At 68.6% G+C, this 14,454-nt stretch carries 17 protein-coding genes; 3 read left to right on the top strand and 14 right to left on the bottom strand.

What is annotated here, in order from left to right:
* Positions 1–103: 103 nt before the first annotated feature.
* Both ACERIM_RS12125 and ACERIM_RS12120 read right to left on the bottom strand, forming a co-directional pair.
* On the bottom strand, positions 104–541 hold the full coding sequence (locus ACERIM_RS12125) for a transcription elongation factor Spt5 (RefSeq protein ID WP_006180674.1): 438 nt from the start codon (positions 539–541) through the stop codon (positions 104–106).
* Entirely contained in the window at positions 541–720 is a 180-nt protein-coding gene (locus ACERIM_RS12120; protein WP_006180673.1) for a protein translocase SEC61 complex subunit gamma, read from the bottom strand. The genes ACERIM_RS12125 and ACERIM_RS12120 overlap by 1 nt, the downstream gene beginning before the upstream one ends.
* 156 nt (positions 721–876) lie before the next feature.
* On the opposite strand from ACERIM_RS12120, the gene ACERIM_RS12115 reads away from it, so the two are divergent.
* A complete protein-coding gene (locus ACERIM_RS12115; protein ID WP_006650767.1) occupies positions 877–1,071 on the top strand; it encodes a hypothetical protein in 195 nt (64 codons plus the stop codon).
* A gap of 89 nt (positions 1,072–1,160) precedes the next feature.
* On the opposite strand, the gene ACERIM_RS12110 is transcribed toward ACERIM_RS12115, so the two are convergent.
* The 12 genes from ACERIM_RS12110 to ACERIM_RS12055 form a co-directional block, all read right to left on the bottom strand.
* The gene (locus ACERIM_RS12110) at positions 1,161–2,336 is read right to left on the bottom strand and encodes a S1C family serine protease (RefSeq protein WP_373632825.1); all 1,176 of its coding nucleotides are present in this window, start codon (positions 2,334–2,336) and stop codon (positions 1,161–1,163) included.
* Between the two features lie 46 nt (positions 2,337–2,382).
* A complete protein-coding gene (locus tag ACERIM_RS12105) occupies positions 2,383–3,621 on the bottom strand; it encodes a mandelate racemase/muconate lactonizing enzyme family protein (RefSeq protein WP_373632823.1) in 1,239 nt (412 codons plus the stop codon).
* A gap of 96 nt (positions 3,622–3,717) precedes the next feature.
* A complete protein-coding gene (locus ACERIM_RS12100; RefSeq protein ID WP_373632822.1) occupies positions 3,718–4,587 on the bottom strand; it encodes an alanyl-tRNA editing protein in 870 nt (289 codons plus the stop codon).
* Between the two features lie 77 nt (positions 4,588–4,664).
* Complete coding sequence (locus ACERIM_RS12095) at positions 4,665–5,186, bottom strand: multiprotein-bridging factor 1 family protein (protein ID WP_049905944.1); 522 nt, start codon at positions 5,184–5,186, stop codon at positions 4,665–4,667.
* Between the two features lie 90 nt (positions 5,187–5,276).
* Complete coding sequence (locus tag ACERIM_RS12090; RefSeq protein ID WP_373632820.1) at positions 5,277–6,593, bottom strand: J domain-containing protein; 1,317 nt, start codon at positions 6,591–6,593, stop codon at positions 5,277–5,279.
* Between the two features lie 144 nt (positions 6,594–6,737).
* Positions 6,738–8,045: a DNA polymerase IV gene (locus ACERIM_RS12085; protein ID WP_373632819.1), complete on the bottom strand. Its 1,308-nt coding sequence runs from the start codon at positions 8,043–8,045 to the stop codon at positions 6,738–6,740.
* Between the two features lie 81 nt (positions 8,046–8,126).
* On the bottom strand, positions 8,127–8,858 hold the full coding sequence (locus ACERIM_RS12080) for a GNAT family N-acetyltransferase (RefSeq protein ID WP_006650775.1): 732 nt from the start codon (positions 8,856–8,858) through the stop codon (positions 8,127–8,129).
* A gap of 96 nt (positions 8,859–8,954) precedes the next feature.
* Positions 8,955–9,284, bottom strand: coding sequence for a transcription factor S (locus ACERIM_RS12075; RefSeq protein WP_006180664.1), 330 nt, complete (start codon positions 9,282–9,284; stop codon positions 8,955–8,957).
* A 48-nt stretch (positions 9,285–9,332) separates the two neighbouring features.
* The gene (locus ACERIM_RS12070) at positions 9,333–9,833 is read right to left on the bottom strand and encodes a hypothetical protein (RefSeq protein WP_373632817.1); all 501 of its coding nucleotides are present in this window, start codon (positions 9,831–9,833) and stop codon (positions 9,333–9,335) included.
* Positions 9,826–10,074: a hypothetical protein gene (locus tag ACERIM_RS12065; RefSeq protein ID WP_006650777.1), complete on the bottom strand. Its 249-nt coding sequence runs from the start codon at positions 10,072–10,074 to the stop codon at positions 9,826–9,828. Before ACERIM_RS12065 ends, ACERIM_RS12070 begins: the two co-directional genes overlap by 8 nt.
* Before the next feature lie 67 nt (positions 10,075–10,141).
* Entirely contained in the window at positions 10,142–10,978 is an 837-nt protein-coding gene (locus tag ACERIM_RS12060; protein ID WP_373632815.1) for an RAD55 family ATPase, read from the bottom strand.
* Positions 10,979–11,216: 238 nt separating this feature from the next.
* On the bottom strand, positions 11,217–12,203 hold the full coding sequence (locus ACERIM_RS12055; protein WP_006650779.1) for a beta-ribofuranosylaminobenzene 5'-phosphate synthase family protein: 987 nt from the start codon (positions 12,201–12,203) through the stop codon (positions 11,217–11,219).
* Between the two features lie 147 nt (positions 12,204–12,350).
* Between ACERIM_RS12055 and ACERIM_RS12050 the strand changes: the two genes are divergently transcribed.
* The gene (locus tag ACERIM_RS12050; protein WP_373632813.1) at positions 12,351–12,500 is read left to right on the top strand and encodes a hypothetical protein; all 150 of its coding nucleotides are present in this window, start codon (positions 12,351–12,353) and stop codon (positions 12,498–12,500) included.
* A gap of 218 nt (positions 12,501–12,718) precedes the next feature.
* Complete coding sequence (ilvD, locus tag ACERIM_RS12045; protein ID WP_373632812.1) at positions 12,719–14,446, top strand: dihydroxy-acid dehydratase; 1,728 nt, start codon at positions 12,719–12,721, stop codon at positions 14,444–14,446.
* Positions 14,447–14,454: the final 8 nt, after the last annotated feature.

Below are 14,454 nucleotides of genomic sequence, written 5' to 3'. Positions count from 1 at the left end.
CTGTCCGTTTACGGGTGCGTCGCATCCGCTCGCATCGTCGACGAACTACCGTTCGTCGCTATATTCAGCGCGGCTTCGCCGCGCTGACTGCCTGACGAGCGCGTTAGCGCTCGTCACTGTCCAGCACGCGAATCTGGTCGCCCCGAACCGTCACCGGAATCGGAACCGTCGCCTCGTACAGTTCGACGGTCACCTGGTCTTTGCCTTCGTCGATTCGCTGTACCTGTGCCTTCTCGCCCTTGAACGGACCGGCGATGAGTTCGACGATGTCGCCCTCGGCGATCCCCTCGACGTCCGGCTTCGGCGAGAGGAAGTGTTCGACTTCCGAAATGTCTGACTCGCCGGGGACGATACTGCGGGCGTGGGGAATGTCCTCGAGGACGCGGTTGAGGACGGCGTTGCCCTCGGCTTCGACCATCACGTAGGAGGTCAGCGAGTCGGGGGCCAGCGCCGCGTGGATCTCCGGCTCCTCGCGGTTGATGATCATGTCGGCGACGGTTCGTTCCTGACTCGCCGTCGTTTTGACAGCGTAGATCCCCATTAGATGCCACCACCGCCCGAGATGAACAGCATAATCGCGCCGATGATGAAGCCGACGAGGCCAACCAGGAAGATCCCCGCACCGGCGATCTTCGACACTTGGAGGAACTCCTCGGTCGTGGGTGTCGTCGCCATTTTCAACACCCGAACGTACGAGGTGAGGTCGTAGGGAACGTCCATATCTGTCTATTCACAGCGCGGGGTCTTTTATCTGTCTTTCGTGTCAGCCGAAGGGTTGCCACGATCGCCCCCGCTCAGCGGGCCGACTCGAGGCAGCTATCGACGTTGCACTCGACGGCCCGGCGTCCAAACCGCTCGCCCCCCAAGCGCCGCCGCATGGCCGAAGACGATACCGACAGAACCGACGAGTACGAGGCCGAACGGGAAGCCGAAATCGAAGACGAACTCGAGCGGATCGACCGCGACCCCGACGAAGTCGACGACGGCGACGGTACTCTCGGGACGCAGAACGCGCCCCGGGAGAACGCGGAGACCCTCGAGGAAGCGGAAGGCGAAGCCGAGGAGGAGTAACGCCGAACGACTCGCAGACCGCGACGAAAGCGGGTCGGAAACGGCAGTAACCGGGACGGGCCGATTTTTGTGACGAAGATCAACGGCGATCAGGGCCGGGGGCCCGGCGGTCGCTCGCCCGGGCCCGGACCGCCCGGAATCGGGGGCCGCTGCCGTTCCGGCTCCGGCCGGGAGCCAAGCGTCAGTTCGACAGTCCCCCGCTCGCCGTCGCGGACGATCTCGACCTCGACCGTCTCGTCCGGCGACGCCTCGAGCGCGAGATACGAGGAGAGTTGGTCCTGCGTGGGGATCGGCGTCCCCTCGATGGCGACGATCACGTCGCCGGTCCCGGGCCGTCCCGTTGCCGCCGGCTCGAGGACGCCGTCCGCGGGGGAGTTCGGGACGACCTCGGCGACCAGCACGCCGGTCGCCTCCTCGAGGCCGATTTCCTCGGCGACGCTCGGGCCGACCGGTCGGACTCCCACGCCCATGTAGGGATGTTCGTAGTCGCCGTCCTCGATGAGCGCGGGGACGACGCGGGTCGCCAGTTGTGCGGAGATCGCGAAGCCGATCGTCTGGCCGGCCCCGGCGAAGACGACGCCCAGCACCTCGTTGTCGAGGCTCACCAGCGGCCCGCCGCTGTTGCCGGGGTTGATCGGCGCGTCGGTCTGGATCGCGGCCGGGATCGAGAACCCGGTCGGGCTGGGAAGCGCCCGATCGAGCCCGCTGACGATCCCCTGTGAGACGGAGGCGTCGAGCCCCAGCGGGTTGCCGATGGCGAGGACTTCCTGCCCGATCACCGGCCGGAAGTCGGCCAGCGAGAGCCCGTCGGCGACATCCGGCATGTCCTCGACCGCGAGGACGGCGAGGTCGCTGTAGACGTCGGTACCGACGACGGCGGCCGTCCGCCACTCGCCGTTGTTGAACTGGAGTTCGATCCCGCCCTCGGCGGCGGCCTCGACGACGTGGTTGTTCGTCAGGACGTATCCGTTCTCGAGGACGAACCCGGTGCCGAGACCGCCTCGTCCGCCGCCCGGACCGCCGGTCCCGGCGACGGACACCAGTACGACGGAGTCGATCGACTCCTCGTACACCGCCGCGTACTCGCTGTCGACGTCGGGGCCCTCGCCCGACGCGCTCGAGTCGCCGTCGTCCTGTGCAGCGCCGGTTCCCGCCCCGCCGAGGCCCAGCGCCGCGATGGTGCTGATCGTTCCAGCCGTCCGCAAGAACCGTCGTCGCGTCCGTTCGTTCGATGGCACGCGGATAGCCACCCCGACGATCGACATAAAACGGGAGCCGGCAGGGGCAGCCGATCGGGCCCGAACAGCAGGGTCAGGCCTCGTCGAAGAGATCCTCTCCCTCGACCGCGTGTTCCGCGACGGCGTCCATGTCGAGCGTGACGCCCAGGCCGGGCTCCTCGGGGATCTCGATGGAGCCGTCCTCGATGACCGTCTCCTCGACCAAGTCCTCCCACCAGCCGAGTTCGTAGGAGTGGTACTCGACGGCCAGGGCGTTCGAGATGGCCGCGCCGACGTGGGCGCTGGCGACCGTCGCGACCGGCGAGGCGACGTTGTGCATCGCGACCGGGACGTAGTACATGTCCGCCAGATCCGCGATCTTGCGGGTTTCGCGCATCCCGCCGACCTTCGGCATATCGGGCGCGATGATGTCGACGGACTGCTCCTCGAGCAGGCGGCGCTGGCCGTGTTTCCGGTAGACGTTCTCGCCGACGGTGATCGGCGTCGTCGTCGACTGCGTGATTTCGCGTTGCACGTCGTGGTTCTCCGGCGGCACGGGGTCCTCGAGCCACCAGACGTCGTACTCCTCCAAGCGCTTCGCGAGCCGCTTGGCGCTGCCGCCGGAGAAACTCCAGTGGCAGTCGAAGGCCACGTCGGCGCGCGAGCCGACGCGCTCGGTGACTGCCTCGACGATCGAGGCTTTGTGTTCGATTTCGGGAGCCCGGAGGTGGCGGTTCGCGCGGTCCTTCTCGTGGCCGCTTGGCACGTCGAGGTCGAACTTCAGGGCGTCGTAGCCCAACTCCTCGACGACGCGCTCGGCCTCGTCGGCGCAGGCGATCGGATCCGCCTCTTCCTCGGTGTGGCAGTCACAGTAGACCCGGACCTCGTCGCGGTACTTGCCGCCCAGCAGCTGGTAGGCCGGCACCTCGAGGATCTTGCCGGCCAGATCGTGCAGGGCGACCTCGATGCCCGAAATCGCGGTGACGGTGACGCCGCCGATCGAGCCCTCGCCGGACATCTTCTGGACGAGGTGTTCGGTCAGTCGGTCGATGTCCAGCGGGTTCTCGCCCTGCAGGAACGGCGTCATCCGCTCGATCAGTTCCGGCGCGCCGGCCCCCCAGTAGGCCTCGCCGGTGCCGACGATCCCCGCGTCCGTGTAGATCCGCACGAGGGTCCACGGGAAGTTGCCGTCGACCATCGTCGTCTGGACGTCAGTGATCTCGATATCGCGCCCGCCGCCGCGCTCGCGCGTGACTCCCATCGTCTCCGCCGAGAGGTCCCGCATCGTGTACTCGGCGTTCGGGTCGTGCAGCCTCGAGTAATCGACTCCCATAGTCGGACGTTCACTCGCACGGTAGTAATAACTGTCACCTGCGGTGGGCGGGTCGTCTCGACCGTCGCAGGGAGTCCGGAGACGAAACCGAGCCGGTCACCGTCCCTCGAGGTCGTCGGGTACGTCCTCGAGGGCGGCGTCGGTCGCCCCCATCGCGGCGAATGCGGCCCGCTTCTCGGCCGTCCGCCGTTCGATCGCCGCCGGTCCGACGGCGAGTTCGATCCGGGTCACGTCCGCGTCGGGACTCGAGGTACCCAGCAGGGTGACGGGACCGATCTCGCGGGTGTTGCGGACGTGGGTCCCGCCGCAGGCCCGCGCGTCCCACGGCTCCGGGGAGCCGGTCGTCGCGGTGAATCGACCCGTTCGCTGGCGGTCCTTCTCGTCCTCGATCGAAACGGTTCGGACGCGGCCCTCTTCCACGGCGGCGTCGTCGGCGTGGTCGTCGAAGACGACGGCGTCACGCTCGCGGACCGCCGACACCGGCTCGTCGTCCCACGATACCGGCCGGGACTCCCAGACCACGCGGTTGACCGCCTCGTCGAGTTCCAGCAACCGCTCGTCGTCGACCGTCGCCGCCGTCTCGAGGTCGACCCGGACTGTCTCGGGGCCGATCTCGAGGCCGGCATAAGAGCTGTCGGGAAGCAGTCGGTCGGCGACCCCGAGCAGGACGTGACTGGCGGTGTGGGCCCGCATGCAGTACATCCGGAAGGACCAGTCGACCGAACAGAGAACGCGGTGGCCGACCGAAAACGAGGGGTCGTCGGCCAGCACGTGGACCTGCTCGCCGTCGACCAGTTCGACGTCGGTGACCGCGGTGGCGGCGACTGTCCCCCTATCGGCCGGTTGGCCGGCGCTCGCTCCGAAGAAGTGACTGCGCTCGAGCCAGACCCGTCGCCCGTCGATCGACGTCACCTCGGTCTCGAACCGCGTCGCGTACGGCTCCGCCGCCGCCCGTTGCCCGGTCATCGGTTCCAGTCGGTTCTCGGTCACTAAAAGTCTGCCCGCCGAGACCGTCGCCCGACCCGAGAAAACCTACCGGTCGCTTACTCCGCGAGCGTCACGTCCAGTCGCTCCTCGAGGGCGTCGATCAGGCCGCCGCCGACGCCGGCCTGGGTCGCTCGACCCTGTTCGACCGCGAGGATGTCCTTCTCGGGTGCGCCGAGTTCCTCGGCGAGTTCCTCGCGCTGGAGGCCGGCCTCCCGTCGGGCCTCGACGAGGGCCTCGCCGTAGTCCGAGACGAGGTAGGGAAGGGGGTCGTCGTCGTAGTTGGTACCCTCGCTCTCCCAGTGTTCGGAGTCGCCGTCCCAGACCGGATTGGCCTTCGCGACGTTCTGAGCCGCCTTCCGCTTGCGGTTCGGTTCGTCGGTCGAGCCCGCGTCCTGCTCGCTTCGCTTTCGGTCTCCCCCGCCGTGGGCCTTCGAATCGTCGTGTGGCGCGCAGTCAGGACAGACCTCGAGTTCCGCGCCGGCGACCGACGCGAGCGTCAGCGAGTCGCTCTCGGTACCACAGAGTTCGCAGTTCGTCCCGCCGCCACCGCCGGACGAACCGGTCGAGTATTTGGCCATGCGGACGTTTGGCATCTGCCGCATTTCAACGGTTCGGTAGCGTACACGCCGTCGCGACGGACACGGGCCGTGGGGGATTCCGTCGGTCAATCAGCGCCCGAACCGTTTCCTGATCGTCGCTCGCAACGGCAGCCCCAGCCCGCCGAGCAACGGTAGGACGACGACCGCCGCGATGTCGAGCGGGAGGCTGGCGACGCCCGCTGCCGCCGCGCCGACGGCCGCAAGTGGGGCAAGCACCGGGAGGACATAGAGATACGACGGCGTCCACCCCGGGCCGCGTCGCGTGTGTCGGACGACGACGCCGAACAGCAGCGGCATGAGGACCGCACCGGCAAGCAGCGGGCCGCCGATCAGCGTCGTCGGCACCGCCACCGACAGCGCGACGACGATCGTCTCGTCGATCGTCACCGGCCCCCAGGTCTCCTCCCGGCGGACGACCCGCGAGACGAGCAGTCCGAGGGCGGCGAGGGCGACGACGCCCGCCAGCGCGCCGTACCACAGCGGCCGCTCGAGGGGCGGGGTCACGACCTCGAGACCGCGCATGAACGCGACGGTCGTCTCGACGCCCCCACGGTCGGCCGAGAGCGCGGTCCAGAGCCCTTGCGGGTCGGCACCGATCCCGGCCAGTTCGGCCCGGAGCGAGCGAAGCGCGCCCTCGTTCGCGAGTCCGTACTGGACGAGGCCGGCGGCGTAGACGATCACCGACAGCCAGAGCAGCGGCAGCGAGAAGTTCTGTCGCCGCCACCAGCCGGCGATCGGATTGGCCGTCGACCCGTCGTCGCTGTCCGCCGCCCGCGACCGATCGGTATCGTCGGCCGTGCCGTCCGACCCGCCGGTCCGACTGCTCGTTCCCGAGCCCGTCCCGCCGCCGGTCCCCGTCGCGGTTCCGGTGGCGGTCGCACTCGAGGCGTCGGCCGTCGCGCCGGCTGCTGACGTGTCCGTACTCGAGGTCGCGCCACCGGTTCCGGCGGCCGAGCCGGTTGCGCTCGAACCGGCGCTCGAGGTCGACGTCGAACCGCGACTCGAGGTCCCAGCGCTACTGCTCGCGGAGCCGGCCGCCGACGCGCCGGCGGCCGACGCCGACGCGGAGGCCGTCTCCGACTCCGAGTAGCTCACCTCCGTTCCCTCGTCGTCGCCGTCGTCGCTCTGCCAGACGTCGGGGGAGGGGAGGCCGCTGGTCCGTTTGGCGACGTAGTCCTCGTGGCCCAGTCGGTCGTAGGCCTGTCGTTCGACGGGATCGCCGAGGATGTCGTAGGCGGTCTTGACTGCGGTGAACTGCGCCTGTGCGCGGTCGTCGTCGTTCACGTCAGGATGATAGACACGGACCTGCTCGCGGTAGGCGTCCTTGATCTCGTCCTGATCGGCGTCGGGCGAGATCTCGAGCAGATCGTAGAAGTCCTCTGTCATATGAGCGTAGGGAAGTGTAGTCTGTCCCCGAGTTGTGGGGGAGGGGTTATAGTTTCAATGTTATTGCCGATCCGAGCGGAGGCTCGGTCTCGAGCGCCGAGTGCGTTGTGGCCGCCGCCGGTCGGATCGGACGCGGACGGGCAGTCACGAGAAGTCCGCGAGCGACGACTGTCCGCTCGAGCGATCGCCGCCGAGCGCCCCCGGTTCCGGCTCGTCGTCGGTCGCGTCGGCGGCTTCGTCGTCGGTCGGCTCGAGATTCGACCCCCCGTCGGCATCGTTCCCGCCCCCTTCCCAACTCTCGAGGCTGGCCTGATCGGCGGCCGCGAACTCGAGGTTGGCGACGCGGACGCCGACCTTGCGGACGGGTTCGGCCTCGAACTCGGTGAAGAGATCGCGCGCGACGCGGTCGACCAGTTCGGGGTCGTCGACGGGGCCGGGGAGGGATCGCTCGCGCGTGTTCACGTCGTACGGCGGCGTGACCGCCTTGACGCCGATGGTTCGGTACAGCGCACCCTCCCGGCGGGCGCGGTCGGCGACGGCGGCCGCGAGCGTCTCGATCTGGTCGTACTTCGGCTCGGGTTCCGCGACGGCCTCGGCGAAGGCCGACTCCCGCGAGAAACTCTTGGGATCGCCCTTGGGCTCGACGCGGCGGTCGTCGTCGCCGCGCGCGCGATCGTACAGTTCTCGGCCGCGCTCGCCGAACCGCTCGACCAGTGGCTCCGGGTCGGCCGCCGCCACGTCGCCGGCCGTCTCGAGGCCCATCTCCCGAAGCTCGCGGGCCGTTACCGGGCCGACGCCGTGCAGCAGGTCGACCGCGAGCGGGGCGAGAAACTCGCGGATCTCGTCGGGTCGGACGACGGTGAGGCCGTCGGGTTTGTCGAAGTCGCTGGCGATCTTGGCCGTACTCATCGTCGGCGCGACGCCGACGCTGACGGCCACGCCGACTTCCCGGCGGATGCGGTCCTTGATATGCCGGGCGAAGCCGTCGGCGACCTCCCACGCCGTCCGCTCGGTCACGTCGAGGTAGGCCTCGTCGATGCTGACCTCCCGGACCACGTCCGCGCAGTCGTGGAGGATCTCCCGGACGTCGGCCGCGACCGACTCGTAGTAATCCATGTCGACGGAGCGGTAGTGGCCGGTCTCCTCGCGGTCCGTCTCCCCGTCGAGGTCGCCGGCCTCGTACGCCGCGCGTCTGGGTAGCCGCTCGAGGGCCGTCGAAATCGCTTGGGCGCTCTCGACGCCGAACTCGCGGGCCTCGTAGCTGGCGGTGGCGACGGCACCGACGGTCTCGCCGGGTTCGTACCCCATGCCGACGACGACCGGCTCGCCCCGGAGTTCGGGCTCGCGCAGCCGCTCGCAGGAGGCGTAGAAACAGTCGGCGTCGACGTGACAGACGATCCGGTCCTCGTCGGCCTCGCGCTCGACGCCCGGTAGCCGGGGCCCGTCGGACATTCGTCTACCGATCGATTCGTCCGGACGGACGTGAACGTTGCGCCCGCCGGCGGCGGACACGGTCCGCCCGGATCGCTGCCGCTACAGCTCGTAGGCCATCATCACCTCATCGACGTACTCGCCGTCGATCGTGTAGTGGTCCTTGCGGATCGCCTCGGTGTCCCAGCCGTGGACGGTCAGGAACTCGAGTGCGGTGTCGTTGACAACGGGAACGCTGTTGTAGAGCTTCCGGTAGCCGTTGGCCTCGGCCCACTCGATCCCGCGTTGCAGGAGCGTACTCCCGATCCCGTGGCCCCGGTAGGCCTCGCGGACGCCGACGGTCTGCTGGGCGACCTCCCGGACCGGTTCGACCCGGTGGAGATCGAGGTGCGTCCAGCCGACGACCGCGCCGTCGACGGTCGCGACGAAGAACTGGCGGGTCTCGATCGCGTTGTGTCTGGTGACGGTGTCGTCGTAGAGCAGTTGTTCGGCGACCGTCTCGGCGACGACGTAGGTGTCCTCGGCCGTGACGTCCCTGATCGTCTCGATCAGTCCGTCGAAGTCGTCCTGTCTTGCGGGGCGGACGGTGACGGTAAACTCGTCCAACTCGTGTTTCTCGACGGCCCCGAACTCGAGCGCGAGTCGGAGGGTCCCGCCGTCCTCCGCGAGATAGCCGTCCTGCTTTAGCTCCTCGAGGCGGGTCTGGAACTCCTCGACCGGGAGGGAGACGATCTCGCGCAGTTTGTGCCGTTCGACGGTCCCGTGGCGCTCGACGTACTCGTAGAGACGCCGGCTGGCCTCGGAAGCGAACGTCGGCCGCTCGAGCGCATCCATACGCCCGCTACGGGGGACCGGCGCTTATTCCTTGCCCATCGGTATCAATTGACACAATAATCCGGACGGAACCGTCGAACGGACCCGACAGAGTAGTTAGTTGTACTCCCGCCACCGATTCCCGCACTCGGTACACTTGAAAAAGCGCGTCGGCGGCTCGTCGGCCGACGCGGTCTGTTTGAGCGTGTACCACGCCTCCTCGGCACCGCACTCGTCACAGATCACGTCGTTTGCCTTCGGTTTCCCCTCGAAGTTGGCGTTCTCGTCGGATTCGATCACGTCGTCGTCGGTCTGGGACTCCGTCGTGACGAAGGCATCTTCCTGCTCGCGGTCGCGTTCGCTCGAGGCCCCGCAGTCGTCGTTCGTACAGACCATGCGGTCACCGCGAGCCTTCATCATCGAGCCGCAGTCGTCGCAGAATTGCATACCCGGCCGGTACGTGCCCGAGCGGCAAAAACACTCGAGATCGGCGGGTCACCGCTCCCGGTCGCCCGCCTCGTCCGCGAGGACGAACGGACAGTCCGCGACCCGGACCGTCTCGATCGTCGGCACCGCCAGGATCTCGGCGTCCGCGTGGGTGCAGGCAACGTCGGGCGGCTCGGTGAGGTATTCACACCCCTGGCAGTAGGCTCGCTTGTCGACCTCGCGGACCTCGCTGTCGTCCGCGTCCGTCGGTGCCGGCAGATTGTCGCCCTCGAGTTGCTCCCAGAGTCGGTCGGCGTCGATATCGGCGGTGTCCTGCCGATCGAATAGGTCGTCGAACTCGGTCGTCTCGGAGCCGCTGTCGGCCGGTTCCTCGACGGTCGAGGCGAGGCCATCGAGCGGACCGGCATGGTCGTCCGATTCGGAATCGTCGGACTCGAGCGGAGTCGCGTCCGCGTCGTGAGTGATCTCGATTCCGGCGTCTCCGTCCGTGGATTCGGCTCCGGCATCCGTCTCGAACTCGTTCTCGTCGTCTCCGGTGTCGTCAGTCATCGGACTCACCGCCGGTCTCGGGGCCGGTGCCGTCGTTGTGCGTCGCCACTGCCGAGTCGGTCGATTCGGCCGTCGGCGTCGGGTCGTCGTCGGTCGCGACCGCGGCCGAAGCGGTCACCAGCCGCCGACAGATCTCGTCACGACTCTCGCCGCGCCGGGTGGCTTCGTCGGCCAGCCAGTCGTCGGCCTCGTCGGGAACGGCAAAGGAGACGGCGCGCTCATCGTGGTTTCGGCTGGACATCTGTCCGTACTTGGGATATCGAGCGTATAAGCGTTGGTCCGAACTCGAGGGGGAGCCGCGCCGCCGGTCACCTGATCTTGCGGACGTTGCTGATGTCGAAGCCGCCGTCGTGGATCTCCGTCTCGAAGCGGACGATGTCCTCGTCCTCGAGCCGGGAGAGGACGCCCCGGAACTGCTCGACGACGAGGGTGCGGGCGCGTTCGGAGCCGCCGCTTTCCCACTCGAACAGCAGCGTGCCATCGGTAGCCTCCTTGAGCCGGCCGAGTTCCGTCGGCCCCAGCAGTTCGGCGTTGACCAGCAGGAGGATGACGCCGCCCCAGCGATGTGAGGCGCGTTTGAGTCCCTTCAGCAGGACGGTCAGGTCCGACCAGTTCAGCCGATCATCGGCCGCCGCCACGAGGTCGGTGACCGAGTCGATCACGACGAGGTTGTCGGTGGCGTGGTCGGTCAGGTACTCGCCCAGCGCCTCGAGGACGTCAGTACGTTCGTTGTGGCTGCCGAGTTCGGTGATGTCGGCCATCCCGTCGGCGTACCAGTCGGTCGGCACCGGCGTCAGCTGGAAGTACTCCTCGGCGAGTTCGACGAACCGGACGTCGTCCATCCCCGCGTCGACGAGGGCCTCGTCCATGACGAACTGCATCTCGTCGACGACGGCGCTCGGTTCGTCGGTAAACGAGACGTAGTGGACGTCCTCGGGGAGGGTCACGTCGGATGCGAGGTCGCCGTAGTAGAGGTCGAAGAGATCGGGGTCGGCCTCGACGAGCCCGTTCAGCACGGCGCTGGTGTAGCAGAACTCCCGCGCGCCGGCACCGGACTCGCCGGCCAGTAAGACGACGCTGCCGGTTGGCGCGCCGCCACCGATCATCCGATCGAGCCGCGAGACGCCCAGCGGCATCCGTTTCATACGGGGTCGTTTGCTCGCGTCCGTTTACCGGTTGCGGCCGACCGTTTGCTCTCCGCTCCCTCGCGTCGCTCGGTCGCTCGGCAAAAGGTCGATCAAAAGCCTCCTCCCTCCCTGCCGCTCGTTTCACTCGCTTCAGGTCGGTCGTCGGCCCGCTCGCTCATTGACTCGCGGCCGTCGGCCGCTCGTCTTACCGCGGCGCTACGCGCCCCGGTTTCGTTCGCTCGCGGTGACAATCTCTCTATCGGCGACCGACATCCGTCTCGACTCGAGCCCCACTCTCGGCCGCTTCGGCGAGGATCACGCGACCCTCGAGCCCGCGCTCCGCGAGCGCGTCCCGAGCCGCGGCCGCAGCCTCCTCGGCGTGGGGGGTATCGGTCACGCCGTAGACGACCGGGCCCCACGAGGACTGGCCGACGCCCGAGAGGACCGGGCAGTCCTCGAGCGCGTCGACGAGTTCGCCCGCGGGCGGCCGGAAGACCCCGCCCTGTGCGTCGGCGTACCAGGCACCGTTCTTGCGGCCGATCTCGGCGACGGCCTCGCCGAAGGGCTCGAGGCTGCCGCCGGCCGCGGCGGGCAGCAGTTTCCGGGTGACGACGCCGGCGATTTCGTCGGCGATCGCGGGGTCGGCCCGCTCGACGACCGCGCGCATGCTCTCGTCCTCGTCGTCGCCGCTGCGGCCGGGCTCGGCGTCGGGGACGACGACCAGAAAGCGCCAGTCATCGGGCAGGTCGTGGCGGGCGACGACCGGCGGCACCGTCCAGTCACCCTCCGCCGGCGGCTCCGTGGTAAAGCGGTTCGTCGGGTGGCCGGCATCGACGACGAACCCGCCACTCTCGAAGGTCGCGACGCCGACGCCGCTGCGGCCGCCCCGCCCCATCGCGGGCGCGTTCTCGCGGACCCGCGGCTCGAGTCCGTGGGCCCGTGCCGTCGCCGTCAGCACTGCCAGCGCGAGTTGGGTGCCGCTCCCGAGGCCGACGTGGCGCGGCAGCCGCTCCTCGAGTGCCACCGCGACGCCGGGAAGGTCCAGCACGTCGACGGCACGGCGGGCGTACTCTCCGACCAGCGGGTCGTCGGTCGCGACCTCGGTGGCGGGCTCGGCGGTGACGGTCGCCCGCGGCTCCGCGAGCCCGACGCCGATGCCCCCGTAGAGCCGCCCGCGGGCAAGCGACAGGTTCTGGAAGCCGACGTGGAGTCGCGCCCCGGTGCTGACGGTCGCGCTCGGCATGATCGTGGCCTCGCTACGGAGCCCCCCGGCAAGGGGGTTTCGACGGTGGCAACGCCTGACGATGGCTCTGACGGACCACTCGACGGGACCGTGGACTCGAGGGCAGCGGGACACAACCGATACCGATTCCGCGGACGCGCTTCCACGATGGCGCGTCCCGACGCCTCGGTAATCGTGCCAGCCTGTGACGAGGCCGACCTCTCCCTGCGGCTGCGCCGCGAGGGAACGGTCGTCTACGATCCGACCTGTCCCGTCGGCAGGAACGGGTCGGCTACGCGGGACTATAGTTGCCGCTGAAAATCATTGTACACCTGATCACACGACAGCGCTGCGATCAGTGTGTCAATCGTTTCAGCGGCTCCTATCCTTTTGAGCGCGTGAGTCCCTGCGTCGGTTCCGGTCCGTCGCTGCTCGCAGCCGTTGGCCTCGCGGACGAACGTATTCGGCTTTTTCCGAGTTTCCGAACCATTGGCCGAGAAAGGGTAACTTATACCGTTTCGATGCGACGTGAGACCATGAGCAGCGATACCGAATTCGACTACGGCAAGGACGAGGAGTTACGTAGTCGCGAGGTGACCGAGGGCGCGGACAAGGCCCCACACCGCGCGATGTTCCGTGCGATGGGGTTCGACGACGAGGACTTCGGCTCGCCGATGATCGGCGTTCCAAACCCCGCGGCCGACATCACGCCGTGTAACGTCCATCTGGACGACGTCGCCGACGCGGCCCTCGAGGGCGTCGACGAGACCGGCGGGATGCCGATCGAGTTCGGAACGATCACGATCTCGGACGCCATCTCGATGGGGACCGAGGGGATGAAGGCCTCGCTGATCTCCCGGGAAGTGATCGCCGACTCCGTCGAACTGGTGTCGTTCGGCGAGCGCATGGACGGGCTGGTCACGATCGGCGGCTGTGACAAGAACATGCCCGGAATGATGATGGCCGCGATCCGGACCGACCTGCCCTCGGTCTTTCTCTACGGCGGCTCGATCATGCCCGGCGAACACGAGGGCCGGGAGATCACCGTCCAGAACCTCTTCGAGGGCGTCGGTGCCGTCGCCGACGGCGAGATGAGCCCGGACGAACTCGACGAGATGGAGCGCAACGCCTGCCCCGGCGCGGGCTCGTGTGGCGGCATGTTCACCGCGAACACGATGGCCTCGATCTCCGAGGCGATCGGCTTCGCCCCGCTTGGCAGCGCCAGCCCGCCCGCCGAAGCCGAGTCGCGCTACGAGGTCGCCCGCGAGGCCGGCGAGATCGCCGTCGAGGCCGTCGAAGCAGGGCGGAAACCCTCCGACTTCCTCAGCGAGGCGTCCTTCGAGAACGCCATCGCCCTGCAGGTCGCCGTCGGCGGCTCGACCAACGCCGTCCTCCACCTGCTGGCGATGGCCGCCGAGGCCGGCGTCGACTTAGACATCGAGACGTTCAACGAGATCAGCGCCCGCACGCCGAAGATCGCCAACCTCCAGCCCGGCGGCAAGCGCGTGATGAACGACCTCCACGAGGTCGGCGGCGTGCCGGTCGTCCTGCGTGAGCTGCTCGAGGCCGACCTGCTCCACGGCGACGCGCTGACGGTCACCGGTGAGACGATGGCCGAGGCCATCGAGCGGGTCGATCCGCCCGCGATTTCGGATCTCGACGCCGACTTCCTGCATACCGTCGACAACCCGATCCACGAGCGCGGCGCCATCCGCATCCTCACCGGCAACCTCGCGCCCGAGGGCGCGGTCATCAAGATCACCGGCGAGGACCACCTCCACCACGAGGGACCGGTCCGGATCTTCGAGCGCGAGGAGGAGGCGATGGCGTACGTCCAGGAGGGCAACGTCGAATCCGGCGATGTCATCGGGATCCGCAACGAAGGTCCCCGCGGCGGTCCCGGCATGCGCGAGATGCTCGGCGTCACCTCAGCCGTCGCCGGCCAGGGCCACGCCGAGGACGTCGCGCTCTTTACCGACGGCCGCTTCTCCGGTGCGACCCGCGGGTTCTCTATCGGCCACGTCGCCCCCGAGGCGGCGGCCGGCGGTCCCATCGCCGCCCTCGAGGACGGCGACACGATCACCATCGACATCGACGACCTCGAACTCTCCGTCGACCTCTCCGACGAAGAGATCGCGCAGCGACTCGCGGACCGGGAACAGCCCGACCGCCAGTACACCAGCGGCGTGCTGGCGAAGTACGGGCAGGCCTTTGGCTCCGCGGCCAACGGTGCCGTGACCAACCCCGGCGTCAAAGACGAGTAGCGGCCGCA

The sequence above is a fragment of the Natrinema sp. H-ect1 genome (assembly GCF_041821105.1).
Lineage (GTDB): Archaea > Halobacteriota > Halobacteria > Halobacteriales > Natrialbaceae > Natrinema > Natrinema thermotolerans.
Note: the sequence above shows the minus strand (reverse complement) of the source record. Positions and strands in the feature narration are given on the sequence as shown.

Bases quoted from the DNA above. Each gene is read 5' to 3' on its own strand.
- ACERIM_RS12125 (WP_006180674.1), bottom strand. From the start codon at position 541: ATGGGGATCTACGCTGTCAAAACGACGGCGAGTCAGGAACGAACCGTC.
- ACERIM_RS12120 (WP_006180673.1), bottom strand. From the start codon at position 720: ATGGACGTTCCCTACGACCTCACCTCGTACGTTCGGGTGTTGAAAATG.
- ACERIM_RS12115 (WP_006650767.1), top strand. From the start codon at position 877: ATGGCCGAAGACGATACCGACAGAACCGACGAGTACGAGGCCGAACGG.
- ACERIM_RS12110 (WP_373632825.1), bottom strand. From the start codon at position 2,336: ATGTCGATCGTCGGGGTGGCTATCCGCGTGCCATCGAACGAACGGACG.
- ACERIM_RS12105 (WP_373632823.1), bottom strand. From the start codon at position 3,621: ATGGGAGTCGATTACTCGAGGCTGCACGACCCGAACGCCGAGTACACG.
- ACERIM_RS12100 (WP_373632822.1), bottom strand. From the start codon at position 4,587: ATGACCGGGCAACGGGCGGCGGCGGAGCCGTACGCGACGCGGTTCGAG.
- ACERIM_RS12095 (WP_049905944.1), bottom strand. From the start codon at position 5,186: ATGGCCAAATACTCGACCGGTTCGTCCGGCGGTGGCGGCGGGACGAAC.
- ACERIM_RS12090 (WP_373632820.1), bottom strand. From the start codon at position 6,593: ATGACAGAGGACTTCTACGATCTGCTCGAGATCTCGCCCGACGCCGAT.
- ACERIM_RS12085 (WP_373632819.1), bottom strand. From the start codon at position 8,045: ATGTCCGACGGGCCCCGGCTACCGGGCGTCGAGCGCGAGGCCGACGAG.
- ACERIM_RS12080 (WP_006650775.1), bottom strand. From the start codon at position 8,858: ATGGATGCGCTCGAGCGGCCGACGTTCGCTTCCGAGGCCAGCCGGCGT.
- ACERIM_RS12075 (WP_006180664.1), bottom strand. From the start codon at position 9,284: ATGCAATTCTGCGACGACTGCGGCTCGATGATGAAGGCTCGCGGTGAC.
- ACERIM_RS12070 (WP_373632817.1), bottom strand. From the start codon at position 9,833: ATGACTGACGACACCGGAGACGACGAGAACGAGTTCGAGACGGATGCC.
- ACERIM_RS12065 (WP_006650777.1), bottom strand. From the start codon at position 10,074: ATGTCCAGCCGAAACCACGATGAGCGCGCCGTCTCCTTTGCCGTTCCC.
- ACERIM_RS12060 (WP_373632815.1), bottom strand. From the start codon at position 10,978: ATGAAACGGATGCCGCTGGGCGTCTCGCGGCTCGATCGGATGATCGGT.
- ACERIM_RS12055 (WP_006650779.1), bottom strand. From the start codon at position 12,203: ATGCCGAGCGCGACCGTCAGCACCGGGGCGCGACTCCACGTCGGCTTC.
- ACERIM_RS12050 (WP_373632813.1), top strand. From the start codon at position 12,351: ATGGCGCGTCCCGACGCCTCGGTAATCGTGCCAGCCTGTGACGAGGCC.
- ilvD (WP_373632812.1), top strand. From the start codon at position 12,719: ATGAGCAGCGATACCGAATTCGACTACGGCAAGGACGAGGAGTTACGT.